The 25113-nt window shown below is 60.3% G+C and carries 27 protein-coding genes; 11 read left to right on the forward strand and 16 right to left on the reverse strand.

Annotated elements, in window-relative coordinates:
• Nucleotides 1–142: 142 nt before the first annotated feature.
• Both LUB09_RS16885 and earP read right to left on the reverse strand, forming a co-directional pair.
• Nucleotides 143–715 carry an elongation factor P gene (locus tag LUB09_RS16885; protein ID WP_209980494.1) on the reverse strand — a complete coding sequence of 191 codons (573 nt, stop codon included), beginning with the start codon at nt 713–715 and terminating at the stop codon, nt 143–145.
• Between the two features lie 49 nt (nt 716–764).
• Entirely contained in the window at nt 765–1898 is a 1134-nt protein-coding gene (gene earP, locus LUB09_RS16890) for an elongation factor P maturation arginine rhamnosyltransferase EarP (RefSeq protein WP_231423103.1), read from the reverse strand.
• 132 nt (nt 1899–2030) lie between these two features.
• Between earP and LUB09_RS16895 the strand changes: the two genes are divergently transcribed.
• Both LUB09_RS16895 and LUB09_RS16900 read left to right on the forward strand, forming a co-directional pair.
• On the forward strand, nt 2031–2399 hold the full coding sequence (locus LUB09_RS16895; RefSeq protein ID WP_231423104.1) for a hypothetical protein: 369 nt from the start codon (nt 2031–2033) through the stop codon (nt 2397–2399).
• Nucleotides 2400–2404: 5 nt separating this feature from the next.
• Nucleotides 2405–2887, forward strand: coding sequence for a GreA/GreB family elongation factor (locus tag LUB09_RS16900; protein ID WP_209980487.1), 483 nt, complete (start codon nt 2405–2407; stop codon nt 2885–2887).
• Between the two features lie 5 nt (nt 2888–2892).
• Here the strand turns inward: LUB09_RS16900 and cysB are convergent, their stop codons facing one another.
• From cysB to LUB09_RS16925, 5 genes are all read right to left on the reverse strand, one after another.
• Entirely contained in the window at nt 2893–3867 is a 975-nt protein-coding gene (cysB, locus tag LUB09_RS16905; protein WP_209980485.1) for an HTH-type transcriptional regulator CysB, read from the reverse strand.
• Nucleotides 3868–3970: 103 nt separating this feature from the next.
• Entirely contained in the window at nt 3971–4471 is a 501-nt protein-coding gene (locus LUB09_RS16910; RefSeq protein WP_209980483.1) for a universal stress protein, read from the reverse strand.
• Nucleotides 4472–4541: 70 nt separating this feature from the next.
• Nucleotides 4542–5447 carry a 5'-nucleotidase gene (locus tag LUB09_RS16915; RefSeq protein ID WP_209980481.1) on the reverse strand — a complete coding sequence of 302 codons (906 nt, stop codon included), beginning with the start codon at nt 5445–5447 and terminating at the stop codon, nt 4542–4544.
• A 17-nt stretch (nt 5448–5464) separates the two neighbouring features.
• Nucleotides 5465–6418 (reverse strand): putative 2-dehydropantoate 2-reductase, encoded by a 954-nt coding sequence (locus tag LUB09_RS16920; RefSeq protein WP_231423105.1) that lies wholly within the window; start codon nt 6416–6418, stop codon nt 5465–5467.
• On the reverse strand, nt 6415–6750 hold the full coding sequence (locus LUB09_RS16925; protein WP_231423106.1) for a thioredoxin: 336 nt from the start codon (nt 6748–6750) through the stop codon (nt 6415–6417). Before LUB09_RS16925 ends, LUB09_RS16920 begins: the two co-directional genes overlap by 4 nt.
• Before the next feature lie 188 nt (nt 6751–6938).
• Here LUB09_RS16925 and LUB09_RS16930 point away from each other — a divergent pair, with 188 nt between their 5' ends.
• On the forward strand, nt 6939–8015 hold the full coding sequence (locus LUB09_RS16930) for a 3-deoxy-7-phosphoheptulonate synthase (protein ID WP_231423107.1): 1077 nt from the start codon (nt 6939–6941) through the stop codon (nt 8013–8015).
• A 59-nt stretch (nt 8016–8074) separates the two neighbouring features.
• On the opposite strand, the gene LUB09_RS16935 is transcribed toward LUB09_RS16930, so the two are convergent.
• Complete coding sequence (locus LUB09_RS16935; protein WP_003233387.1) at nt 8075–8356, reverse strand: GNAT family N-acetyltransferase; 282 nt, start codon at nt 8354–8356, stop codon at nt 8075–8077.
• Nucleotides 8357–8965: 609 nt separating this feature from the next.
• On the opposite strand from LUB09_RS16935, the gene oprI reads away from it, so the two are divergent.
• Complete coding sequence (oprI, locus tag LUB09_RS16940; RefSeq protein ID WP_003172710.1) at nt 8966–9217, forward strand: outer membrane lipoprotei OprI; 252 nt, start codon at nt 8966–8968, stop codon at nt 9215–9217.
• 111 nt (nt 9218–9328) lie between these two features.
• Here the strand turns inward: oprI and LUB09_RS16945 are convergent, their stop codons facing one another.
• The 3 genes from LUB09_RS16945 to LUB09_RS16955 all read right to left on the reverse strand — a co-directional run bounded on the left by LUB09_RS16945 (nt 9329) and on the right by LUB09_RS16955 (nt 11341).
• Nucleotides 9329–10297 (reverse strand): L,D-transpeptidase family protein, encoded by a 969-nt coding sequence (locus LUB09_RS16945; RefSeq protein ID WP_231423108.1) that lies wholly within the window; start codon nt 10295–10297, stop codon nt 9329–9331.
• 86 nt (nt 10298–10383) lie between these two features.
• Nucleotides 10384–10677, reverse strand: coding sequence for a hypothetical protein (locus LUB09_RS16950; RefSeq protein WP_209980471.1), 294 nt, complete (start codon nt 10675–10677; stop codon nt 10384–10386).
• Nucleotides 10678–10735: 58 nt separating this feature from the next.
• A complete protein-coding gene (locus tag LUB09_RS16955; RefSeq protein ID WP_209980468.1) occupies nt 10736–11341 on the reverse strand; it encodes an arylesterase in 606 nt (201 codons plus the stop codon).
• 10 nt (nt 11342–11351) lie between these two features.
• On the opposite strand from LUB09_RS16955, the gene LUB09_RS16960 reads away from it, so the two are divergent.
• Both LUB09_RS16960 and LUB09_RS16965 read left to right on the forward strand, forming a co-directional pair.
• Nucleotides 11352–12035: an ABC transporter ATP-binding protein gene (locus LUB09_RS16960; protein WP_003233397.1), complete on the forward strand. Its 684-nt coding sequence runs from the start codon at nt 11352–11354 to the stop codon at nt 12033–12035.
• Nucleotides 12035–14545 carry an ABC transporter permease gene (locus tag LUB09_RS16965; RefSeq protein WP_231423109.1) on the forward strand — a complete coding sequence of 837 codons (2511 nt, stop codon included), beginning with the start codon at nt 12035–12037 and terminating at the stop codon, nt 14543–14545. Before LUB09_RS16960 ends, LUB09_RS16965 begins: the two co-directional genes overlap by 1 nt.
• 44 nt (nt 14546–14589) lie before the next feature.
• Here LUB09_RS16965 and greB read toward each other — a convergent pair whose 3' ends face one another.
• Nucleotides 14590–15063, reverse strand: a complete 474-nt coding sequence (gene greB / locus LUB09_RS16970) for a transcription elongation factor GreB (protein WP_209980463.1) — start codon at nt 15061–15063, stop codon at nt 14590–14592.
• Nucleotides 15064–15190: 127 nt separating this feature from the next.
• Nucleotides 15191–16183, reverse strand: coding sequence for a hypothetical protein (locus tag LUB09_RS16975; RefSeq protein WP_209980461.1), 993 nt, complete (start codon nt 16181–16183; stop codon nt 15191–15193).
• Between the two features lie 246 nt (nt 16184–16429).
• Here LUB09_RS16975 and LUB09_RS16980 point away from each other — a divergent pair, with 246 nt between their 5' ends.
• The 3 genes from LUB09_RS16980 to LUB09_RS16990 are packed head-to-tail and all read left to right on the forward strand — an operon-like array spanning nt 16430 to nt 19836.
• On the forward strand, nt 16430–17356 hold the full coding sequence (locus tag LUB09_RS16980) for an ABC transporter ATP-binding protein (RefSeq protein ID WP_209980459.1): 927 nt from the start codon (nt 16430–16432) through the stop codon (nt 17354–17356).
• Nucleotides 17353–18078, forward strand: coding sequence for an ABC transporter permease (locus LUB09_RS16985; protein ID WP_231423110.1), 726 nt, complete (start codon nt 17353–17355; stop codon nt 18076–18078). The genes LUB09_RS16980 and LUB09_RS16985 overlap by 4 nt, the downstream gene beginning before the upstream one ends.
• Before the next feature lie 15 nt (nt 18079–18093).
• A complete protein-coding gene (locus LUB09_RS16990; RefSeq protein ID WP_231423111.1) occupies nt 18094–19836 on the forward strand; it encodes a GldG family protein in 1743 nt (580 codons plus the stop codon).
• 4 nt (nt 19837–19840) lie between these two features.
• On the opposite strand, the gene LUB09_RS16995 is transcribed toward LUB09_RS16990, so the two are convergent.
• The 3 genes from LUB09_RS16995 to LUB09_RS17005 all read right to left on the reverse strand — a co-directional run bounded on the left by LUB09_RS16995 (nt 19841) and on the right by LUB09_RS17005 (nt 22369).
• On the reverse strand, nt 19841–20149 hold the full coding sequence (locus LUB09_RS16995) for a class I SAM-dependent methyltransferase (RefSeq protein WP_209980452.1): 309 nt from the start codon (nt 20147–20149) through the stop codon (nt 19841–19843).
• A 259-nt stretch (nt 20150–20408) separates the two neighbouring features.
• The gene (locus LUB09_RS17000) at nt 20409–20843 is read right to left on the reverse strand and encodes a DoxX family protein (RefSeq protein ID WP_209980450.1); all 435 of its coding nucleotides are present in this window, start codon (nt 20841–20843) and stop codon (nt 20409–20411) included.
• Between the two features lie 104 nt (nt 20844–20947).
• Nucleotides 20948–22369 carry a transglycosylase SLT domain-containing protein gene (locus LUB09_RS17005; RefSeq protein ID WP_231423112.1) on the reverse strand — a complete coding sequence of 474 codons (1422 nt, stop codon included), beginning with the start codon at nt 22367–22369 and terminating at the stop codon, nt 20948–20950.
• Between the two features lie 236 nt (nt 22370–22605).
• Here LUB09_RS17005 and LUB09_RS17010 point away from each other — a divergent pair, with 236 nt between their 5' ends.
• Nucleotides 22606–23412 (forward strand): TatD family hydrolase, encoded by an 807-nt coding sequence (locus tag LUB09_RS17010; protein ID WP_209980446.1) that lies wholly within the window; start codon nt 22606–22608, stop codon nt 23410–23412.
• A gap of 97 nt (nt 23413–23509) precedes the next feature.
• Entirely contained in the window at nt 23510–24979 is a 1470-nt protein-coding gene (locus LUB09_RS17015) for a methyl-accepting chemotaxis protein (protein WP_231423113.1), read from the forward strand.
• Nucleotides 24980–25113: the final 134 nt, after the last annotated feature.

Here is a 25113-nt window from a genome sequence, read left to right on the forward strand (position 1 = left end):
GTGGATGAGTCGGTGCTGATCTACAACGGGGAGCGGCCGCACTTATCCCTGAAATACAAAACGCCCGATGCGGTGCATCAGGCGTTTTGAGACTGAAACAGGTGTAAACCTATTTCAGGACTAGACATCGGCAGGGCCAGAATTACTTCTTGGCGCGACCTTTGTACGAACCACCTTCACGGGTGTCGATCTCGATCAGGTCGTCGATTTCGATGAAATCGGCCACTTGCAGCTCGGTACCGTTAGCCAGTTTGGCAGGCTTCATCACCTTGCCGGAAGTGTCGCCGCGAGCGGAACCTTCGGTGTAGGCAACTTTACGCACGATGGTGGTCGGCAGCTCTACGGAAACCAGGCGCTCTTCGAAGAAGATCGCTTCGCAGACGTCTTCCATGCCTTCTTCGATGAACGGCAGAACGGCTTCGATATCTTCAGCGTTCAGCTCGTACATGGTGTAGTCGGTGGTGTCCATGAACGTGTAGGTGTCGCCGCTGATGAAGGACAGGGTCGCTTCTTTGCGGTCGAGGATCACGTCGTCCAGTTTGTCATCGGCGCTGTAGACGATCTCGGTCTTGTAGCCGGTCAGCAGGTTCTTCAGCTTGGTCTTCATGATTGCGCTGTTACGACCAGACTTGGTGAACTCAGCTTTCTGAACCAACCAAGGGTCGTTTTCGAGCTTGATGACGGTACCGGGTTTCAGCTCTTTACCAGTTTTCATTGCGTATATCCGAAATTTGGATGGGATTTACAAAAATCAAGGTGGCGTATCATATCCAACTTTCATAAAACTGTACCAGCGCCGTCGCAAGATCGGCCTGCAAGCCTTGTTCCAGACACCAGGATTCAGCGTGTCGACTGACTTCAGGCCAGTGTTCCAGCAGTTTTTTCCACGCCTGGGCCATATCGCCCCCGGCGTTCCAGACTTGCCACATCTCGATCAGCGCAGTCCTTGCGGCCGGTGACAACGCGGCGGTGTACAGCGCCAGGAAGGCATCGAGCTTGTCGAGGTGAATGTCTTCATCCTGGCGGTAGATGTGCCACAACAATGGCCGCCCGGCCCATTGGGCACGCACGAACGAGTCTTCGCCGCGCACCGCATTGAAGTCGCAGCACCACAGCAGTCGGTCGTAGTGCGCCTGGGGCACGAACGGCAGCACTTGCACGGTCAGCGCGCCGCGCTGATGCACAGCCCCCGCCGCCAGCCCCTGCACGCCGAGCCAGCGCTGCACGTCGCCGAGGATGCGCCCTTCAGGCACCAACAGATGGGTGGCACGCCCGTCCGTCGACAACACGTCGAGCCAAGCGGCCAGCCCGGCGTTTTCGTAGGCGAACAGCGAGATCAGTTGCGCATCGGTGGCGGGAAATACGCCCATATCCCGCAGGAAAGTTTCCCGTGCCACGGCATCCCGCTGAAACGCCTGACGCTGGTCCAGCAATCCAGCCTCACGCAACAGGCCCCCGGTGCCCGGACGAAAGCCCGGGAAAAAGAAATACTTCTGCACGCCCTTGAACTTCACCGATGGCAGCCGATGACACCCCACCACCCAGTCTTCGGCGCTCAGGTAATCCAGGTTCATCCACAACGGCGTGCGTGCGCAGGCAGCCATGGCTTCCATATAGTCCGGTGGCAACTGGCAGGCGAACGCGGCAATCACCACATCGGCTGCCGACGTTGCCGGCCACTCGGCCGGCCAGTGGCGCACGTCAACGCCCGCTTGCCATTGCTGACTCAACTGCACATCGATCTCGGGGCACATGCGCTCGAACGCGCGCAAGTCGTCGACCCACAGGCGCACATCACACGCGTGTTCGGCCACCAATTGCCGGGCCAGGCGCCAGGTCACGCCGATGTCGCCGTAGTTGTCGACGACACTGCAAAATATATCCCAGCGGGCTTTCATTCCGGGCTCCAACGCTCAAAGGCTCGATTGTCCGCATAAATGCCCGGATGCAGAAGGCTTGATCGCGATTATTCTGCACAGTGGCTGTGCGACAATCGCCGCTACGCCGTCAATGCCCGCCGGGAGGCCACCATGACTGATCGTCCGTTGTCGCTGCTCAAGCTCTGCATCGCCATCGCCCTGGGCATGTGGCTGGGGTTCATCGCCATTGCGCTGACCACCTGGCTGGCGTCCCGCTACCTCTTCGCGCAGAGCCTCGCGCCTGTGACCCAGGCGGTCCAACAGTTGGGCAAACCGGCGGCCGCTGCGCCGGAGCCGCCCAACCGCATGTTCGAGCAGTACCAGCAGAACCTGCAGAGACAGGAACAGCAACAGACCCTGGAGCAGGCGCGCAGCAACCCGCGCAACCTGTCCAACCCCAAATGCCAGTTCTGGCTGCAACAGGACCAGAATGCACCGACTGAAAAGACCCGCGCCAATGTGCTGCAACTCTGCGACTGATCACCATGAATAAACACGCCGTGCTCCAGCTGATTCTGGACAAGCTCGCCGTCGACCTGGACATCGCCCAGCGCGCCGCGCAGACCGCCTACGAAACCGCAACCCACGAAGAAAACATCGCCGAGAACAAGTACGACACCCTGGGCCTGGAGGCGTCCTACCTGGCGGCCGGGCAGGCCCGGCGGGTCGAGGAAATCAAACAATCGCTGGCGCTGTGCCAGAACCTGCCACTGCGAGCCTACGATGATCGACGTGGGGTGGAGGTCGGCGCGCTGCTGGGCCTGGAAGACGAGAACGGACGCCAGCAATGGCTGTTCCTCGCACCGGATGCGGCGGGCCTGAAGGTGGATGTGGTCGGGCAACCGGTGACCGTCATCACCCCGCGCTCGCCCTTGGGCAAAAGCCTGCTGGGCAAATTCGAAGGGGATGAGGTGGAGATTCTGGTGGCAGGCGCCCGGCAACACTTTACGGTTACCGAGGCCAGATAAACGCTTTAATGAACGGGCAATTCAACGCCGGCGAACAGCTCTTCCAGTTCCTGCTTGTTGTGGCACTGAATGGCCTTGGCCATGACTTCGCGGGTCAGGTGCGGCGCAAACTTCTCGATGAAGTCGCACATGAAACCGCGCAGGAAGGTGCCACGGCGGAAACCGATCTTGGTCACGCTGGACTCGAACAACTCGCTGGCATCAAGCACCACAAGGTCTTTGTCGAGCTGGGTGTCGACCGCCATTTTTGCCACGATCCCCACGCCCAGGCCAAGGCGCACGTAAGTTTTGATCACGTCGGCATCGGCGGCGGTGAAGACCACTTTCGGCGTCAGGCCGCGATGGCTGAACGCCTCGTCGAGCTTGGAGCGGCCGGTGAAGCCGAACACGTAAGTCACGATCGGGTATTCGGCCAGGGCCTCAAGGGTCAATTTCGGCAGCTTGGCCAACGGATGGCCCTGAGGCACTACCACGCAGCGGTTCCAGCGGTAGCACGGCATCATCACCAGGTCGCCGAACAGTTCCAGCGCCTCAGTGGCAATCGCGAAATCAACGGTCCCGTCCGCGGCCATCTCGGCGATCTGCATCGGCGAGCCCTGGTGCATGTGCAGCGCGACGTCCGGGTACTGCTTGATGAAGTCGCGGATCACCGGCGGCAAGGCATAGCGTGCCTGGGTATGGGTGGTGGCGATGGACAGCGTGCCCTTCTTCTCGTTGGAGAACTCCTGGGCGATCTGCTTGATGCTTTCGACTTTGCGCAGGATCTCGCCGGCAGTGGTGATAATGCGCTCACCGGCGGGAGTGACGCGGGTCAGGTGCTTGCCACTGCGTGCGAACACTTCCACGCCCAGCTCGTCTTCGAGCAGGCGGATCTGCTTGCTGATACCCGGTTGCGAGGTGTAAAGGCTTTGAGCGGTAGCGGAAACGTTGAGGTCGTGGTGCGCCACTTCCCAGATGTAGCGCAGTTGTTGGAGCTTCATATGTGTCCCTCAAAGCAGATAGACGCCACGGGTATCAGCGACGGTATATAACTATATTAAAGGTCAGACAGATAAATCTAGAACTTTTTATGTATTCCAGCGATCATATTTCTTCACTGCGTCGACGCCGCAGCGACGGCACCATGTAAACGGGAACCGTCGACAGCTGCAATACCCGCGTGGCGGTGCGACCCAAAGGCGTCGCCGCCGTCGTTGCATGGCTGTGACTGCCGAGGATAAGCAGGTCGACGGACAGTTTGCGCAACTGGTCGAGTATCACGTCGCAAGGATCGCCCTGGATCACCTTTACCGAGCGGATCACCTTCAGGTCCTGTTCCCCATCCCCCAACTCCTCGCGAAAACTGTCCTGCACGCGCTGTTCGATGGTCGCTATCACAGTGGTCAGCCCCTGGTTCTGCCATTCACTTAAAGCCTGCTCGTCAAGGTAGCTTTGCAGCACCGACTCGGCGAACAGCCCGATGGGCTCGACCACATGAATCACATACAAGTCAGCCTTGAACGTGCGCGCCAGTGCCAACGCATGTTGCATCACGTAAGGCGCATACAGGCCGAGGTCCGTGGCGTACAGCATCGAACGAATCATAGAACCCCCTGGGCTGCCAGGATGGCGAAGATTGACTCAGCTTAGCAGCGCCGCACAGAGTTCGGCCGACTCACACCTTGACCTCGTTGCTGATGCCGTGGGGCACGTGCCCGGTGGCCACCACCTCCCTGGCCTTCTCGCAATGACCGGCCTGGTCATCGAAAAACACATCGGCGGCAAACGCTTCGAGAAACGCGGCTTTTTCCAGGCCGCCGAGGAACAGCGACTCGTCCAGGCGGATGTCCCATTCACGCAGGGTGCGAATCACCCGCTCATGGGACGGCGCCGAACGCGCGGTGACCAGCGCAGTGCGGATCGGACAGGCTTCGTCAGGAAACTCGCGTTGCAATAAATTGAGTGCCGCCAGAAAGCCCTTGAACGGCCCGCCATGCAACGGCTGGCGCGCCGACTCGCGCTCATTGGCCTGGAACGCCGCCAACCCACCGCTCTGGTAAACCCGCTCGGACTCATCGGAAAACAGCACCGCGTCGCCGTCGAACGCGATGCGCAGCTCCTCGCTCATGGCCCGACGCGGGCCGCCGGACAGGATCGTCGCCGCAGCGAACCCGGCATCGAGGGCACTGCGCACATCTTCAGCATGGGTGGAAAGAAACAGATGGCAACCAAAGGCGGCCAGATAAGGATAGGGGCTACGCCCGCCTGCGAAAGCGGCGCGGGAAATATCCAGACCGTAATGCTGGATCGAGTTGAACACGCGCAGGCCGGTGTCGGCGCTGTTGCGCGACACCAGCACCACTTCAACCCGAGCCCGGCCCAAGCGGGCATTGAGGCTGAGCAACTTGTTCACCAGCGGGAAGGCATCGCCGGGTTCGAGGATTTCCTCCTCGTGCTCGATCTGGTACTTGCGGTACGGCTCGACCCCTTCGGCGAGGTAGACCTTGTGGCTCTCGCTCAGGTCGAACAGTGCCCGCGATGAAATCGCCAGCACCAGTTTGTCGCCCAATCCCTTCGCCATCTGCTCTCCCCCCCCAATCAGCGGTTATGCCGATCAATAAAACTCAAGGCCTGGTACAGCGCCTGCATGCGCGGCAGCTCGCAGCCGGCTGCCTTGGCGGCCGCCAGTGGCCGGGCGTAGATCGCCGCCAGTTCCAGCGGGCGCTTGTGCAGGTGGTCGTGATACATGCTGGGCAGGTAATCGTCCATGGTTTCGGTCATGGCGAACATCTGCCCGGCATAGCTGGCCGGGATATCGTGGCCGCAGGCATGCGCGCCCTTGATCACTTCGACCATCAGGGCCTGAATCAACTCGCGGCTGGACTCATCCGCCATCAGCGCCGTGGTCCCCGTGCCCAGCAACACCGAAAGACCATTGAACGGCACGTTCCACACCAGCTTGTGCCAACGCGCCAGGTGCACACTGGCCATGGCCTGGGACTCGATGCCTGCCTGATGGAACAGCGCCGCGCCCTCTTCCACGATCATTTGCTGAAGGGCCTCGTCGTTGGCGGCCGTACCGCTGTGATAGCCCAGATTGACCCGGCCCAATGCCTGATGCTCGATCACCCCGGGCGCGGAGCGGTACACGCCGATATAACACAGGCCGCCGAGCAGATGCAGTGAGGCCGGCAAATGTTCGCGCAGGCTGTCTTCCACATCCAGGCCGTTTTGCAGCAGCACCACCTTGGCACCCGGCGCGGCCACCTGGGCCAGCGTGGGCGCCAGTTCGACATTGCCGGTGGACTTGGTGCCCACCAGCAGCCAGTCGCACGGCGGCATGTCGGCGGCATTGGCGTAGGCCTGCACCGGATGCAGTTTCAATGCTCCATGGATGCTGCTGTTGACGTGCAGGCCACGGTCTCTGACGGCGGCGTATTCACTGCGCAACAGGAAGTGCACGTCGAATCCGGCGCGGGCCAGCATCAGGCCATAAAAACCGCCGATGGCACCGGTGCCGATAATGCCTATACGTGGCGACTGTGCTGTCATGGCAAATCCTCCGGAGTGCGACTGAGCGCTGTCGTGATGGCTTCGCTGATGTCGACGGGCGCAAGACGTGTATGAATCTGCCCAAGGAACTGACCCTCGCACACCACGAACAGCGCGGGCAAATGAAAGATCTGGTAGCGCTCGACCGCGCCGCCATTGTGCCCGGCATCGACCCAGCACAACCGCGCCACCGGCAGATTCCAGCCTGGCAACTGCTGGCGCGCCCAGCGACAACTGGAGCAGCCGTCGCCAGTGAATATCAGCAGCGATGCCCCCGGCAGCGCCAGCAATTGACGATCAATATCAAAATCGGACAGCTGCAACTCTTCCACGCGATCTCCTGTGGGGGGCCTCAAGCAGGCCATACACTAGCAGGCCGGCCCGCGCGGCGCACAATTGCCCATTGTCGCGCAGCCCGGTTACGCGCTAAGGTTCCTCCCCCCTTGCATCCAAATCATGCTGTGCTCCGCCGCACGGGGATGGCTGGCGGCCGGCACCCGTGACCCTGACGAGTAACACGATGGCTGATTTACCGATCAACGACCTGAACGTCGAATCCAACGAGACCCTGATCACGCCCGATCAGCTCAAGCGCGAAATCCCCCTGAGCGACGCTGCCCTGCAGACCGTCACCAAGGGTCGCGAAGTCATCCGTGACATTCTCGACGGCACCGACCACCGCCTCTTCGTGGTGATCGGCCCCTGCTCGATCCACGACCTCAAGGCTGCCCACGAATACGCCGAGCGTCTCAAGGTACTGGCGGCGGAAGTGTCCGACACCCTGTACCTGGTCATGCGCGTGTATTTCGAGAAGCCGCGTACCACCGTCGGCTGGAAAGGCTTGATCAACGACCCGTACCTGGACGACTCGTTCAAGATCCAGGACGGCTTGCACATCGGTCGCAAGTTGCTGCTGGACCTGGCCGAAATGGGCCTGCCGACCGCGACCGAAGCGCTGGACCCGATCTCCCCGCAGTACCTGCAGGACCTGATCAGTTGGTCGGCCATTGGCGCGCGTACCACCGAATCCCAGACCCACCGGGAAATGGCGTCCGGCCTGTCCTCGGCCGTGGGCTTCAAGAACGGCACCGACGGCGGTCTGACCGTGGCGATCAACGCGCTGCAGTCGGTGTCCAGCCCGCACCGTTTCCTGGGCATCAACCAGGAAGGTGGCGTGTCCATCGTCACCACCAAGGGCAATGCCTACGGCCATGTGGTGCTGCGCGGCGGCAACGGCAAGCCCAACTATGATTCGGTCAGCGTTGCCCTGTGCGAGCAGGCGCTGAACAAGGCCAGCATCAAGCCGAACATCATGGTCGATTGCAGCCACGCCAACTCCAACAAGGACCCGGCCCTGCAACCATTGGTGATGGAGAACGTCGCCAACCAGATCCTCGAAGGCAATCAGTCGATCATCGGCCTGATGGTCGAAAGCCATCTGAACTGGGGTTGCCAGGCGATTCCAAAAAATCTGGCCGACCTGCAATACGGCGTGTCGATCACCGACGCCTGCATCGACTGGTCTGCCACCGAGACCACTCTGCGCAGCATGCATGCCAAGCTCAAGGATGTATTGCCCAAGCGCAAACGCACCTGAAGCTGAACTGCGCACACAAAAACGCCGGGGTTTACCCGGCGTTTTTTATGGCGGCTCGCTCAGAGCTTGGCGGCATGGCGCTGGTGACGCTCCATGTAGCGCTCCACATAGGAGCAAGACGGAATTACTGTATAGCCGGACTCTTCGGCGAACTTCAACGCCTCTTCGGTCAACGCCGCGGCGATGCCACGACCGCGCAGCGCGTTGGGCACGAAGGTGCGATAGATATCCAGGGTCTGCTTCCCGAGGTCCATGTAGGTCAGGTAGGCACGATGACCGTCCACATTGGTCTCGAACTGATGACCAGCCTGGTCATGGTGGATGGACAACGCCTCGCTCATCACTACTCCTCGCGGGTCTTTGATTCTGACCCCTACCTTACCGATGTTTTTCCGGCGAAGAAACATCTACGCCACCCCGTGCCGGTTTCGACAACGAGAAAACCTCTGGCGCTCACACCCTGCACGTGGAAATAGTAGGCACCAAACCTGCCATTGCTCAAGGTGCACTCGTCATTCCCTGCCATGGGCGGATATAGACTGGGCTTCGATACCTGTGACCGAAAGCCTGAACAACGCCGGCAGTTGAACCTTAAGACGAACTGCCGCTCTTAAAGTCACCTCTAGAGGCGTGAAAGATGCCGCCGGCGGTAAAGGCACACGGCACGAAAGTACCGAGCTGGATATATAAAATTTCATCTACATACACGGTTTGAAGCATACGGGCCGGCCCTTTCAGGCTGGATCCAATGTTAGGCAGACTGTAAGGCAGCGGACGTTTGTTATACGAACCGCCATACGACCAGCCAGCACAGATTCCGCGCAAGAATTTTTTCTGCTTCTTGCGCAACGTCAGTTTACTTACTACAAGTAATGGGTAGTATGTACGCCGGCTATTAGCTCACTCTGAGACAATAGTCATTTAATAGAAAGTCCTTGAAGGGGAACACGATGAACAACGTTCTGAAATTCTCTGCTCTGGCTCTGGCCGCAGTTCTGGCTACCGGTTGCAGCAGCGTCTCCAAAGAAACCGAAGCTCGTCTGACTGCAACTGAAGACGCAGCAGCTCGCTCCCAGGCTCGTGCAGACGAAGCCTACCGTAAAGCTGATGAAGCGCTGGCTGCTGCTCAAAAAGCACAACAGACTGCTGACGAAGCTAACGAGCGCGCTCTGCGCATGCTTGAAAAAGCAAGCCGCAAGTAATAATCCTTCGGGGTTGTTATCAAGCCGATCCCTGTTTGGATCGGCTTTTTTATTGCCCGGATTTCCTGTGTAAGGTTCCGGACTTGCACCGGTCCCCTCCCACAGGTTTTTTTATTGCTGCAGATCGATCGGCGTACTCGACGCCATCGGCGCCCCACCCGGTACACCGATTTCAGTCGGCAGGCCATCCTCTGCGGCAACCACGTCACGCACCTGATCCCAGTTCACCCGCAACGTGTTGGCCAGGTCTTCGCGCTTGAGCAGGGCATTGATCACCGCCGTGTGCTTGTCGACCACCGATGGCGTGCCGTCGTCGTTCAGCGGCGTATGCGCCTCGAGATAGACCTTGCCGCCGCTGCTGCCGAACTTGTAGGCATCATTGATGATGCGCACTGAAGTGCCCACCGGCACCATGTCCGCCATTTCCAGCACATTGTTATTGAACATGCGGAAGCAACCGTGGCTGGTGCGGGTGCCGATGCCGAACTTCATGTTGGACCCGTGGATCAGGTAACCCGGTGTGCCGAGGGTGAACTTGAACGGCCCCAAAGGGTTGTCCGGCCCCGCAGGCACCACGTTGGGCAACGGATCACCGTTGGCGGCGTGCTCGGCCTTGATCGACGCGGGCGGCGTCCAGGTCGGGTTCGGCGTCTTGGCGATGATGCTGGTGTGAGCAATCGGTGAGCCCCAGCCTTCACGTCCAATCCCCAGCGGGAAGGTGTAGACCACGTTCTGGCCCTTGGGGAAATAGTAGAGACGGTACTCAGCCAGGTTGATCACAATGCCTTCGCGCGGGCCCGGCGGCAGGATGAATCGGGTCGGCAGCACGATTTCGGTGCCCGCTCCCGGCAACCACGCATCCACCCCCGGGTTGGCGGCGACCATCTCCGAGTAACCCAGGTCGTAGGTGGTGCCCAGGTCGGCGAAGGTGTCTTCATACTTGGCCTTGATCACCTGGACCTGGCCGACAATGTCTTCGCCCGGCGGCGGCAAGGGCAACTGCAACGCCGCTGCGGAACCGGCCGCGCAGAGGGCAGCAAGAGACAGGCAGCAGGTGACGACGGAGAGGCGCGACAACATCCGGAAAATCCTTCGCAGAACGACGGGGAGGTAAAGTTCGATTGTATACGTGAAGCGGGCGCCTAGCTGCAAGCCTGTGGCAGCGCCTACAACTCAAAACGCAGCTCGGGCCAGATCGGCGGCGTGCCGCGCTTCTGCGATTCGAGGATCGCCCGGCACAAGGGGCACAGGCGCTGGTCCTGGAAAACCATCCGATCCACCGCCGACCAGCGCGGCTGGGCAGGCAGCAGCGTGCCGCACAGCGTGCGATCGATCGAGCCGCCCAGTTCCAGTTGACGCGCCACCAGATGCACCCGCACTTCCTGGCAGGCGAACAGGTCCAACTGCTCGTCCGGCTCGATCAGTTGGTAATTAAACAGGGACCAGGCAGGACGCGACATCGGGGGCTCCAGATCGGGGGGGCGCCACCTTAGCCGAAAGCCTGCCGGTAGAAAAGCGTCAAAGCAGCGGTTTTAGCGTCGGCCAGACATTTTCCAGCAACTTGCCCTGGGCGCCGACCGCCGGGTGCAGTTGGTCCGCCTGCATCAGCTCGGGATGCCCGCCCACGCCTTCAAGGAAAAACGGCACCAGCGGGATGTCTTTTTCCTTGGCCAGCGTGCCATAGACTTCGGCAAACGCCGTGGTGTATCGCGGGCCGTAATTGGGCGGCAACTGCATGCCCAGCAGCAGCACTTTCGCACCGCCGGCCCTGGACTGGTCAATCATCGACGCAAGATTTTGTTTCAATTGCGCTGGCGGCTGCCCGCGCAGGCCATCGTTGCCACCAAGCTCGATCACCACCACGTCCGGCTTATGCTCTGCAAGCGCCGCCGGCAGCCGCGCCAGGCCTCCGGCACTGGTGTCGCCACTGATCGAGGCGTTGACCACTTTATCGTCGAAACCCTCCTGCTTGAGCCGCTGCTCGAGCAGGGCCACCCACCCTTTGCGGGTATCCAGCCCGAAACCGGCACTGATACTATCGCCAACGATCAGGACTGTACCCGCCGCTGCGTTCTGGGCCATGCACATCAAGGCCAGGCCAGCACTCAAAAACCACATTCGCATCGGATTCTCCATGGGCGCAAGCATTCTCACCGCGCGGAACCTCAGCAAAGTGGTTCCCAGCGCGGAAGGTGATCTGACTATCCTGCACGAACTGAGCCTGGAACTGAACAAGGGCGATAGCCTGGCTATCGTCGGCAGCTCCGGTTCCGGCAAATCCACCCTGCTCGGTCTGCTGGCCGGCCTCGACCTGCCCAGCAGTGGCGAAGTCACCCTCGCCGGGCAAGCCCTGAGCACACTCGACGAAGACCAGCGCGCGCGCATCCGCGCCGAGCACGTGGGCTTCGTATTCCAGTCATTCCAATTGCTCGACAGCCTCAATGCGCTGGAAAACGTCATGCTGCCGCTGGAGCTGGACGGCCGCAAGGACGCCCGCGAGCGCGCCAGGCATTTGCTCGAGCGGGTCGGCCTGGGCCAGCGACTGACTCACTCGCCGCGCCAGTTGTCCGGTGGCGAGCAGCAACGCGTGGCGATTGCCCGCGCATTCGCCGCCGAACCGGACGTGCTGTTTGCCGACGAGCCCACCGGCAACCTCGACAGCCACACCGGCGAGCGCATCAGCGACCTGCTGTTCGAACTCAATAAAGAGAGCGGCACGACCCTGGTGCTGGTCACCCATGACGAACGCCTGGCGCACCGTTGCCGGCGCCTGATCCGCCTTGAAGCCGGCCTGATGGTCGCGCCCCTGGAGCCTTGATGGCACGTTTGCCGCTGTTGCGTCTGTTCAGCCTTGCCATGCGTCAATTACTGCGCGATGCCCGCGCCGGTGAATTGCGCGTGTTGTTCTTCGCCCTGCTGGTGGCCGTGGCGGCGAGTACCGCCATCGGCTACTTCGGCGCACGCCTGAATGGCGCGATGCTGCTGCGTGCCACCGAGTTCCTCGGCGCCGATCTGGTGCTCGAGGGCAGCTCACCCGCCCGCGAGGAGCAAATCCGTTCCGGCACCGAGCTGGGCCTGGATCACGCGCGAATCGTGGAGTTCTCCAGCGTCATCGCCACCGACAACGGTATCCAGCTCTCCAGCATCAAGGCGGTCAACGAGCAGTACCCGTTGCGCGGCCAACTCAAAAGCGCTGCGGTGCCCTTCGGTGATGAAACCTCCGGCGGCGAACCGAAGCCTGGTGAAGCCTGGGTGGAGGCGCGGCTGCTGACCGCGCTGGACCTGAAAGTAGGCGACAGCATCGACGTGGGCATGAAAACCCTGCGCCTGAGCCGCATCCTGACCTACGAGCCGGACCGCGCCGGCAATTTCTACAGCCTCACGCCGCGAGTCATGATCAACCTGGCCGATCTGGACGCCACGGGCGTGGTGCAGCCCGGCAGCCGCGTGAGCTACCGCGAACTGTGGCGCGCACCGCAAGGCAGCACGGCGCTGCAAACCTACCGCGACCTGATCAAGCCGGGCCTTGCGGCCAACCAGCGCCTGCAGGATTCACGGGACGGTAACCAGCAGATCGGCGGCGCCCTGGGCAAGGCCGAGCGCTACCTGAACATGGCCAGCCTGGTCGCGGTACTGCTGGCAGGCGTGGCGGTGGCGCTGTCGGCCAACCGCTTTGCCAGTCGCCGTTTCGATGCCAGCGCGCTGCTGCGCTGTCTCGGGCTGTCACGTCGCGAGGCGATGTTGCTGTTCAGCCTGCAACTGAGCGTACTGGGCCTATTGGCCAGCCTGACCGGCGCCTTGCTGGGCTGGTTGGCGCAGTTTGGCCTGTTCTACTTCCTGCACGACCTGCTGCCGGCCGATGTGCCGCCCGGCGGGCTGCTGCCGGCCGTGGCCGGTATCGGCACCGGGCTGGTCGCCCTCGCCGGCTTCGCCCTGCCTCCCCTGGCGGCGCTGGGCCGCGTGCCACCGCTGCGGGTATTGCGGCGCGACCTGCTGCCGATTCCTTCCAGCACCTGGATGGTGTACGGCGCCGCCCTGTTTGCCCTTGGCCTGATCATGTGGCGCCTGAGCCTGGACCTGGTACTCACCTTCGCCCTGCTCGGCGGCGGTGTCGTCGCTGCGCTGATCCTCGGCGGTCTGCTCCTGCTGTTACTGCAAAGCCTGCGTCGCCTGCTGGCCCGCGCCTCCCTGCCCTGGCGCCTGGGCCTGGGCCAATTGTTGCGCCACCCGCTGGCGGCGGCGGGCCAGTCGCTGGCGTTCGGGTTGATCCTGCTGTCCATGGGTTTGATCGCCCTGTTGCGCGGCGAACTGCTCGACACCTGGCAAAATCAGTTGCCCAAGGACGCGCCCAATTATTTTGCGTTGAACATTCTGCCCGCCGACAAGGACGCCTTCAGCGCCCGCCTCATGGAGGTGCAGGCGCACTCGGCGCCACTGTATCCGGTGGTGCCCGGCCGCTTGATCAGCATCAATGGCGAGGCAGTGCAGGATATTGTCAGCAAGGACTCCAGTGGCGACCGCGCCGTGCAGCGTGACCTCAGCCTGACCTGGGCTGCCGACCTCCCGCCGGGCAATGCCCTGACGGCAGGCGCCTGGTGGTCGTCGCAACCCACGGATGAAGTGCCGGGGGTATCGGTGGAAGCCAAAGTCGCTGAAAGCCTGAAGCTCAAGCTCGATGACCATCTGGTGTTTACCATTGCCGGGGAAAACCGTGAAGCGCGGGTTACCAGCCTGCGCACCATCAACTGGGATAATTTCCAGCCCAACTTCTTCATGATTTTCCAGCCTGGCACGCTGAAGGACCTGCCTGCTACCTACCTGACCAGCTTCTACCTGGCGCCCGGCCACGACCAGCAGGTCGTCGACCTGTCGCGGGCCTTCCCGGCCGTCTCTATCCTGCAGGTCGAAGCCCTGCTGGAACAGCTGCGCAGCATCCTCGCCCAGGTCACCCTGGCCGTCGAATACGTATTGCTGTTTGTGTTGGCGGCGGGAATGGCCGTGCTGTTTTCCGGCTTGCAGGCCACCCTCGATGAGCGGATTCGCCAGGGGGCGTTGCTGCGTGCGCTGGGGGCGGAACGCAGGTTGCTGGTGAAGGCGCGGCGCATCGAGTTCGGTTTGCTGGGGGCGGTCAGCGGGGTGCTGGCAGCGTTGGGCACCGAACTGGTTACCTGGGCGCTGTATCGCTACGCTTTTGACCTGGCCTGGCAACCGCACCCATGGTTGTTGCTGCTGCCGGTGATTGGCGCGGTTCTGATCGGCGGCGCCGGCGTATTCGGTACCCGCCGGGCGCTGAACGCCAGCTCGTTGACGGTATTGCGCGAAGGCTGAAACTCAATGGCCCGCCGTCAGGACAGACGGCGGGCCATGCATGCCTACTTCACGTATTCAATAGCGGTAATCCACCAGCAGACTTCGCCGCCCGGGGTTTGCACTATAGCCTCGTCATCGACTTGCTTGCGCAACAATGCACGGGCCATGGGGGAGTCGATGGAGATATAGTCCATCCGCTCATAAATCTCGTCATAGCCCACGATACGAAAGCGCTTGGTCTCGCCCTGCTCGTTCTCGATATCGACCCACGCGCCGAAAAATACCCGCCCTTCCTGTTCAGGCATGTACTCGACCACGCGCATGTCTTCCAGACGTTTGCGCAAATAGCGCACGCGTCGGTCAATCTCACGCAGCAGCTTCTTGTTGTACTGGTAATCCGCGTTCTCGCTGCGATCCCCCAAGGAAGCAGCCCAGGTCACCTTGCGCGTGGTGTCCGGGCGCTTTTCCCGCCAGAGGTAATCCAGCTCTTTCTTCAGCGCTTCGTGGCCTTCTTTGGTAATCAGCTTGGTGCTCAAACCCTTGCATCCCCAGGCAATGTCCAATGGTGCCGATATGCCCCAGCTTCATGCCCTGGCATCGACCGGCAAGGGCAGATGATAAATGAACCGTGGAAAACACGTGAGGGAACATCCTGACCCCGGGCTAGCTCTCCAGTGACCGGTCCAGCTCAAGGAGCACATCCTGCAGGTGCTGTCGCATGTCCGACACCTGTGCTGTCGCCTGCGAGAGTCGTCCGGCCTTCTGGTCGACCTGCAGATTTCGCTGGTGCAATTGCGTTTCGCGCTGCTCCAGGTCAAGGCTTTTTTCATCATGGGCGGCCTGCGCCTGCTGCAATCGAGCTTCCCATTGCTCAAGCATCTGTTCTCGTTCGACAACTGCAAGCTGCTTTTGCGCCAGCTCCTGAGCGACCTTGGCCAGATTGGTCAGCGTATTGTCCACCTCAACCAGCGTGGCATGTTCCGTCTGTGCCGCAGGGTGGCGCGATGCCGACTCATCTGGCTCAAATTGAGTGACCGCTGTGGGCTCAACCCGGGTCGGAACTTTCGCCACTGCGAGTGGAGCCTGCAACGACGCGTTAACAGCCGGCTCGCTCACCTGCTCTGCTGCTTGCCTTGACGGCTTGGCGATTCTGGGAGGCGAGACCATTTGCGACGAGAAGCGAATGGACGGCACGATCAACGTAGCACTTTCGATCGCCGGCAACACGGGTGCAGAGATGCCCAAGGTAATGACCTTCATCACCAGAGCCTTCTTGATGATCATCGAGTGATGATCCTCGGGCCTGGCGGGAGGCAACTTGCAACCTTTCATATCAATGAAATGATACGGGACCGCAGCCTCGGCAGAGCCCGTCCTGCTAGAGGAAGCCGCTGCCGCCATCAGAATTTGTTTGAACGCCTGCATAGCCACTTGCAGGTCTTCACTGGACTCGACGCCACTCAGAAAGTGACGATCGGCTTTTTTACGTAAAGCTGCGATATAGACTCTGGAATTACCGGGTTCCACTTCCTCATCCAGGCTATAGACCAGAAAGTTGGATTGGATCTGCGCCACGGCAAATCCACACAGGAGCGCACCGTTGACCGGAGCTCCCTGATCGCCATGTTCAAGAACAAGCGTACGTAACAGCATCATGATAATCAGGCCTCACTGAAAAAGAGCAAACCTTATATAAATAAAACACCAGACAGACATCCGGCCATTGACAAGCCAACGTCAATTTATTGTTTCAGTTAGCCAGGCAGCCGAGCGTAGGACTTATCTTATTGATCCACCCCTACGTTCCCAAGCATCAGGTTTAAACGTACCCTTTTTCAGGCGCTGAACGATGCCTGCACGGCATTACCTACATTAGGTTCTGTAAAAATACTCGGTAAGAAAATGCTCGAGATAGACGGTATTACAAAGTACTTGGGCAAAAGAAAACTTATCCATAATCTCTCGTTTTCCGCTCAACGCCAGGAATGCATTGGCCTGTTCGGGAGCAGCGGTGCGGGAAAGACGACACTGTTGAATTTGATCGCCGGCTTATCGAATCTGTCGGGCGGACGAATCAGCGTTGCAGGTTTCAATACTCAAACCCACCCGTATCAAGCTCAGGAAGCCCTCGGCTATCAACTCCAGGGTGGCCTCAATCATCACCGTATGTCAGTCAAAAGCGTCCTCAACTTCATTGCTGCCCTTCGAGGGTTCAGCGGCTCCGAAAAGCGCGAGCGGATAAATAATACCGCCACGCGCCTGGAATTATTCCCGGTGATGGACGCTCCCCTGGCCGTGCTGTCCACGCAATGGAAGCGCAAGGTCGCAATCGCCCAGGCCATCCTGCACACACCTCGCCTTTTGCTGCTGGACGAGCCGACTGAGGGCATGTCACCAGACCAACTGCTCCCATTCAAAATGCTCATCAAATCCTTGAGCGACGAGATGACCATCATCATTGCCTCTCGCCGCTGCGACGAACTGTCCACCCTCTGCGCGCGCGCGCTGGTTATGGCAGACGGCCAACTGGTGGCTGACACGCCGCTGCCCGAGTTGCAGCGCAACTCCCGGCATCACCATGCGGTAACCCTGGCTGCGCAAGCACCGCTGGATTTACTGGCGCTCGCCGTTTTACCCGGTGTTGCGGGCATCGAAGAGGACCTCCATGCGCCCGGTACGGTGACCGTTCTCGCCCTGCCGGGGCAAACCATTTATCCCCATATCAACGCCCTCATTGTCAGCCGCGGCTGGAATATAACCTCGCTAAGCCTGGAGCAGGGTCGCCTGAATGATGTCATTCACAACCTTAGTCAGGAGGTGCGTCCTTGAAACGGCTTCCGGTTATTTTTACGCATCAGCTCACCCGGTATGCCTGCTCGCCCAGCACTTACCTGAGTGCAGCGGTTTTTTTGGTGCTGTGCGCGGGACTGGGGTTGCAGTTGGGTCAGTGGCTTGAGCGGGACAGCAGCGACTTGCAGGTTTTTTTCCAGTTTCATCCCTGGCTGTACCTGCTGCTGATTCCAGCGTTATCGATCCAGCTATGGTCGGATGAGCACGACGTGGGCTTTCGCACGCTGATAAAAACCCTGCCCATTACCCCATTCGAGTGTGTGTTCGGCAAATTCCTGGCCGCCTGGCTCGTCTGCGCGATTGTCCTGATGCTGATGCTGCCCATCGTGCTCATCGCCAATCACCTGGGCGAGGCGGACAACAGCGTTATCCGCTCACAATTTCTGTCGAGCTGGTTACTGGCCGGAAGTTATTTATCCGCAGCGTGTTTCATCTGTACGTTGATCCGCCAACAGGTCGTTATTTTCCTGTTAACCATAGGCTTACTGCTCACTGTCAGCGGACTGTATTCGGTCATTGAGGCGCTTGACCATCAAATGCCGATTTGGGTCATTGACAGTTTAATCTCCCTAGATCCGCTCTCACGCTTTGACACTATTGATAATGGGAAACTGACACTGAGTGACAGTTTATTCTTCATTAGCATGATCCTTGCCTTTCTATCGGCATCTACGGTCACGCTCAATTATAAAAGCCGTTGAGAAGCGAAATACCGTATGCGATCCGCTCTTCTTCCGGGTATGACGCTAATCGTCATATCATTGCTGTTCCTGGCATTTAACCTGGCGTGGATCAAACACATCCCCGACATCCGCTGGGACGCCTCTCAACAAAAAGTCCACACCTTATCGCTACCCGCACGGCAGTTACTCGCCACACTGGAAAGCCCGCTCGACCTGTATTATTTCAACTCAAGAAATGACCCGAGAAGAAGCCAGGTGTTGAACCGTTATGGCGAACGTGTGGAGGACCTGCTCAAGCAGTACGAAAAGGCGGCGAAAGGCATGCTCAACCTGCACATCATCGACCCGGCGCCCTATTCGGAAGACGCCTACAAAGCCGCGCTGTACGGCCTTGACGACCAACACGGTTTTCTCGGCCTCATAGGCGCCCGCGCAGGCATCGGCACTCAGCGTATCAGTGCATTCAACCCTGATCATGAAGCATTGCTTGAATATGAGATCGGCCATTTGATCCACACATTGACGCGTTCCGAGCCGCCGACCGTTGGTGTGCTGTCAGGGTTTAAACTTCAAACCGCTGCCGGACAGTTGCTGGAGCAGATGCACAAGCATTTCAAGCTGGTGGAGTTGTCGCCGACTACCGTCCAGATTCCCTCCTCCATCGAGACGATGATGGTGGTGCACCCCCGTTTGCTGCCCGAGCGCGCGCTCTACGCGATTGAACAATTTGTCCTGCGGGGCGGCAAGCTGATGATTTTTGTCGATCCGTTGAGCGAGACGACACCGAGCCCGGCACCGGCAGATTCCGCACTGGACGGAATCCTTGCGGCCTGGGGCCTCCAGATGCCGAGCGAGCAGATGCTGATCGATAACGTGTCTGCCTCGTCCACCTTGTCAGGCCCGGGAACAACCACGGTACAACAGGCCGCCCGCTTGAACGTGCTCCGCCAGGGCATGAACACCCATGACATAAGCAGCTGGAATCTCAGCTCAGTGACGGTGTCGAGCAGCGGCGCGCTGTCCCTTATCCGCAAAAGCCATACGACGTTGACACCGCTGCTGCAGAGCTCCAGGCGCTCAATAATGCTGGATACCAGGCGCTTCGCTGCAACGCTTGCGCTGGAATTACTCAATGACGCGAATGCCCCCATGCAGTCCCATGTGATCGCTGCCCGCATCGAAGGGCCCGCCTACTCGGCATTCCCCGACGGCATCAAGGGCCTGCCCGCGGGCCTGCAGGACGCGACGCGGATCCAGGTCACGGTGATCGCGGACACCGATATGCTCACAGATACCGTCGTCAGCTCAACCGGCAACAGCAACGTGCGGTTTGTCTTGAATACGCTGGACAACCTGGCTGCACCCGCTGCACTTGCGAACATTCGCCCCCGCGCAATGAAGAGCCCGACGCCACATCTGCTGGAGCAAATGCGTGAGGTCGCCGCACAAAGCTATTCCCGGAATGCCGGCGAACTCGAGCGAAGGTTTGCGCGCACGGAGCAGGCATGGCAACAGCTGAGTCCGCGCAACACGGGTGTTGTCACCCAAGCGGTGGACACCAGTGTCCAACTGCAGGCACTCAATAAAGAACGCCTGCGCCTGCCCATTGAAATGCACGCTTTGAAAGTCGAGGCCTACGCGAAGGTCCTGCGATTGAAGCGAGAGTTGGTATTGCTCATGGTCCTGGCGATACCGTTGCCGCTATGCCTGATTGCCTGGGTACTCGCGCTGCACCAGCGCCGACGCCGTTCAGCGCACGCGGCCGCCGCTTACTGATCAGTCAACGACGCGCAATCAACCCTTGCCGGGCAATACGCGTCAATTGGCGAATCACTTCAGGGGCGTCGTCGGCACTGGGTGCCTGGATAACCGCCAGGTCAAAGCTGTTGTTCGCAAAACGCGAGAGGGGATCGCCGTCTTCCACAAACTGGATAAGGAACGCCGAAGGCCGCCCCGTGCGACGCGGCCAGCCGTCCAGGTAACGAAGGAGTGTTGGCTGGTGCTTGCCGCCGAGGAGAATTTTCGGATTGCGCTGGGTCAGGTCCGCAGTGATGGGAGCCAGATGTATCAGGGGGCGTAGTGCATTCATCGTGTCGTGTCTCTGCCTCAAAAGTCTGCGGGCAGGTGAGAGGCAACACCGAACCAGCGCTTTAGCGGTATTTCGAACCCTGCCTGCTGACGAGCGCAAAGTTCTGTCGGACTGCATTCAGTCCCGTGGCGCCCCGCAATTAGCTGTTTAAATCGGCGCATGAGCAGCATCCTAGAGAAGCCGGTGGGGCAGTGTCAAGAATCCCGAGCAACGAAAAAGCCCGCACGTGGCGGGCCTTTTGAAAGGGCTAAAGCAAGCCTCAGCGGATGATGGCGCGGTCAGCGGACAGCCTGCCCGCTCCTTCCAGCAACACCGCCAACGCGCCGCCAAGCAAGGCCAGGGCAAACTCATAACCGTTGTTGGCCATGAACAGGCCGTTATGGATGTGCACCGAGAAGATCGCCACCAGCGTCAGCACGCTCAGGCCCAAGGCTGCAGGACGTGCCAGCAGGCCGATGATCAGCGCCAGGCCGCCAAAAAACTCGGTGCCGCCCGACAGCAGGGCCATCAGCGTGCCGGGTGCCAGGCCGACGCTTTCCATGAACTGCGCGGTACCCGCCAGGCCACCGCCGCCAAACCAGCCGAAGAGTTTCTGCGAACCATGCGCCGCGAAGATGACGCCGACAAAGATGCGCAGAATCGTCAGGCCGTAGCCGGCGCGAGTGGACAGAATGCGTGTGATCAATGGGCTCATGGGTGTGAATCCTTTTGTGGGTAGAAGAGGGTTGGCCGCTATATTAATCAGATTAACCAATGATAAAAGCCGAAAAAATGCTTTACCAACATCTATAAAATCGATTATTTCCGCGAGGCGACTTTCGGCGTCCGCGGCTCCAGCGACGCTCTCTCCCGATCGAACGCCAGGTAATACTTGTTGACGCTATTCACATAGCTCACGCCGCCCATCCCCACTTGCTCCATGGCAATGCGTTCAACCTGAAAAAACCACTGGTTGGGGTTTAGTCCACGGCGTTTCGCCTCGGTGCGCATGCCCTGCACCCGCTCCGGGCCCATGTTGTAGGCCGCCAGCACAAAGGCCATGCGCTCACGCTCGTTGAGCTTGGGGCTGGAGAAAAACTTGCGGCGGATCATCGCCAGGTAACGCGCGCCCGCCTGCACATTGCTATCCAGGCTCTCGATATTATTCACGCCCACCCGCTGCGCAGCCGACGGTGTGATCTGCATCAGGCCGGTAGGGCCACCGCTGTTGCGCGCGCCCGGATCCAGCGCCGACTCCTTGAACGCCAGCGCGGCAAGGTTCAACCAGTCCATGCCTTGCTCGCGCGCATGCTTTTGCAGGACCGGACGCAGTTTCTCCAGCCGTTGGCGGTCGGCACGCGCCAGTGGATTACGCACCTGGTAGAGCCGACGATAGATGCGCTGGAACGCCACGTCCTGGTCGGCCGGGGTTCGGTAGGTCTTGAGAAAGCGGTCAATGCTGGCGCGCAGCATGGATGCATCCTGACGGACGAACCAGTACTCGTCACCGGGCTCACTGATCACCACCTGCCTGTCGAAACGCAACCGAGGCAGGATCTTCGACCAGCGTTCGGCAATCGGTTTTTCCACGATGGTCAGGTGGAAGATCCCGGCCTGAACCATCTCCAGTACATCCTCCACGGCCAGGCTCGGATCGACCCATTCCACCTTGATCGGCGCCTGCTTGTGCAGGGCCAGCTTCTGGTTGACCTGGCTGATCGCGTCCGCCGCAGCGCTGCCGGTGGTGAGCGTCAAGGTGCGGCCGGACAACTGCTCAAGCCGGGTAAAGCGTCGTTCGCCCTTGACCCCGACCAGCCACAACGGCACATCACTGGCAATCGGGTCGCTGGTACTGATCTTGTGTGCGGCCTTCATGTCCAGCAGCTCGCCGGGCGCCACCAGATCGCCTTCGCCACGGGCCAGCGCGCCGAGCAGTTGGTCCTTGGCCTTGGGAATGATCTTGAGGTTGATTTCCTGGCCATCACGGGCGTGGCCATTGAGGTATTGCTCGAAGGCACGCAGGCGATGATATTCGACGCCAATGGCCTGCCCCTGTACCTCGCCGGAGCTGTTACGACTCTGATTGACCAGCACGCGCAGGGTGCGACTGGAACGAATTTGCGCGAGGTCTCGCACCTTGCCGGGCTTGACCACTTCCACCGGCCCGTCCAGACGCGCCACCGCCGCCAGGGGCAGCAGCAGCGTCAGGCACATCACAAGCATTGCCGAGGGTCGGATCATCCGCTCTCCGGAAAGAATACTGGCCAGCGGCCGTGCGAAAAACGCGGTGCTGGAGGTCAGAAACAGAGCGCTTTATGCGCAGGCTTTGCACGCAATGGCGGCAGCATGAAAGGCGCCCGGCCTATCACAATGTCGCGAGTGACGTTCAAAGACAGCTATAACCTTTTGTAGTTCTTAGATTTTCTTATAAATCTACAGCTCTGATATGCTTTCCGGCCGAAGGCGGAGATAGCACCATGCAACTCATTGATATCGGCGTCAACCTGACCAACCCCAGTTTCGACGGGAAGCATCAGGCCGTTCTCGAGCGTGCCTACGCCGCAGGCGTGCAGCAACTGGTGCTGACGGGCACCAGCGTCGACGGCAGCGAACAGGCGCTGGACCTGTGCGAGAAACTCGACGAAAGCGGACAATGCCTGTTCAGCACTGCTGGCCTGCACCCTCACTCTGCCAACGACTGGAACGGCGACAGCGCCCAGCGTTTGCGCGGGTTGCTCGGCCAACCACGCGTGCGCGCCGTGGGAGAATGCGGGCTCGACTTCAACCGGGACTTCTCCCCTCGCCCACAGCAGGAAAAAGTTCTCGAGGAACACCTGGCCCTGGCCATAGAGCTGAAACTGCCAGTGTTCCTGCACGAGCGCGACGCCAACGTACGCCTGCTGGAGATCCTCAAGGATTACCGTGATCACCTGACTGCTGCCGTGGTGCATTGTTTCACCGGCGAACAGGCAGCGCTGTTCAGCTACCTGGACCTCGACTTGCACATTGGCATCACCGGCTGGATCTGCGACGAACGCCGTGGGACGCACCTGCATCCGCTGGTCAGGGAAATTCCCCGTGGACGTCTGATGCTGGAAAGCGACGCGCCCTACCTGCTGCCGCGCAGCCTGCGCCCCAAGCCAAAAAACGGGCGCAATGAACCGGCCTATCTGCCAGAGGTGCTGCGCGAAGTCGCCCTGCACCGCAACGAAAGCGCCGAAGACCTGGCCCGACACAGCACCGCCTGCGCCCGCGCCTTTTTCGGATTACCTGTCGTGGCGTGATACGGCGCATTGACCCATATCAACAAAGACGTTCCTGAGTAGCGGCACAATAATGGCACCTTGCCAATGCTGTTTCCGCTATCAGAGAAAACCTTCCATGGGTGCCTGGCTTAGCAATATCTCGCTGAAATACAAATTCTGGGCGGTCAACGCGGTCGCCTTCATCACCACCCTGCTGCTGGTGCTGTATGCCGTGCAGGTGGAGCAACAGGCGCGCACCCAAGCGTCCCAGGCTTCGGCGCAGGCGCAAGGACGCCTGCTCAGCGCCTGGCCTGCCGATAAGCCGCTGCCTTCCGGCGAGTCATGGCTGACGTTTACCGACGATCAAATCCCACAGGATCTGTCAGCCTTGAAAGGCGCCAGCGGCTGGGTCGAACTGAAACACGAACCGTTGTTCGGCGAAAATCCGCTGACAGGCGCTGAAGTGATCAACCGCGCCAATGGCCAACACATAGCCATTTTGGCGTATGCACCCAGCCTGAGTCAGGTGCTGGGCGAACGCTTCACCCGCTACGCGGCGGCCGTGGCGATTCTGATGCTGGCCATGCTCGGCGCCTCGCAACTGTTGATCCGCTTCCTGCTCAGCCAGCTCAACACCCTCAAGGACATCATGTTGCACGTGGAGAAAACCGGCGACCTGTCGGCCCGTGTGCCGCTGGCGTGCAAGGACGAAGTCGGGCAGATGGCCAGTGCCTTTAACGCCATGCAGGCGGGCTATCAACGGGTGGTGAACACCGTCGCGCAGACTGCTCGGCAACTGGACGAAGGCGCCGCGCAACTGGCCAGCAGCATGAATGAAGTGCAGCAAGGCATGCTCGGTCAGCAAAGCGAAACCGACCAGGCCGCCACCGCGATCAATGAAATGACGGCCACCGTTCACCATATCGCCCAGCACGCCGGCGCCACCCGCGACCTCTCGCAGACTGCCGACACCCTGGCCGGCAGCGGCCAGGCCGTGGTCACCCGCGTGCAGCATTCGATTGCAGGGCTGTCCACCGGCGTACAACAGACCGCCGAAATGATCCAGAAACTTGCCGAAGACAGTCACAAGATCAACAGCGTGGTCGGCGTCATTCACAGCATCGCCGAACAAACCAACCTGCTGGCGCTGAATGCCGCCATCGAAGCCGCCCGCGCCGGAGAAATGGGCCGTGGCTTTGCCGTGGTCGCCGACGAAGTGCGCCACCTGGCCAAACGCGTGCAAAGCTCCACAGACGAAATCACCCGCATGGTATCAGCCCTGCAAGCCGGCACCCGCGACGCGGTGGACTTCATGCAGGAAAGCTCGTTCAAGGCCGACGACTGCGTACAGCAAGCCCAGGAAGCCGGTGCCGCACTGGCCGACATCACCCGCGCCGTGGCGCAGATGCGCGAGAGCAACACCCAGATCGCCGTCGCCGCCGAGCAGCAAAGCCACGTCGCCGAAGAAATGAACCGTGCAGTGGTGAGCATTCGCGATGTGACCGAAAACACCGTACGGCAGACGGTGGGTTCGGCCACGACCAGCAGTGAGCTGGCGACGCTGGCGGGAGAGCTGAGCATGGCGATTGGGCAACTGAAGCTGTAGGGCTGTTCACCCCGTAATCCGGTTCCTACAACCGGGCCCATTAATTGAATTTAGAACTAAATATCCTTCTCTTAGTGGGCCATCCGTATACCTGAATGATCCAGACTCAGCTTGCTATTGAACAAGGTTATCCA

The organism is Pseudomonas sp. Leaf59, assembly GCF_920984685.1.
In the GTDB taxonomy this organism is placed as follows: Bacteria; Pseudomonadota; Gammaproteobacteria; order Pseudomonadales; family Pseudomonadaceae; genus Aquipseudomonas.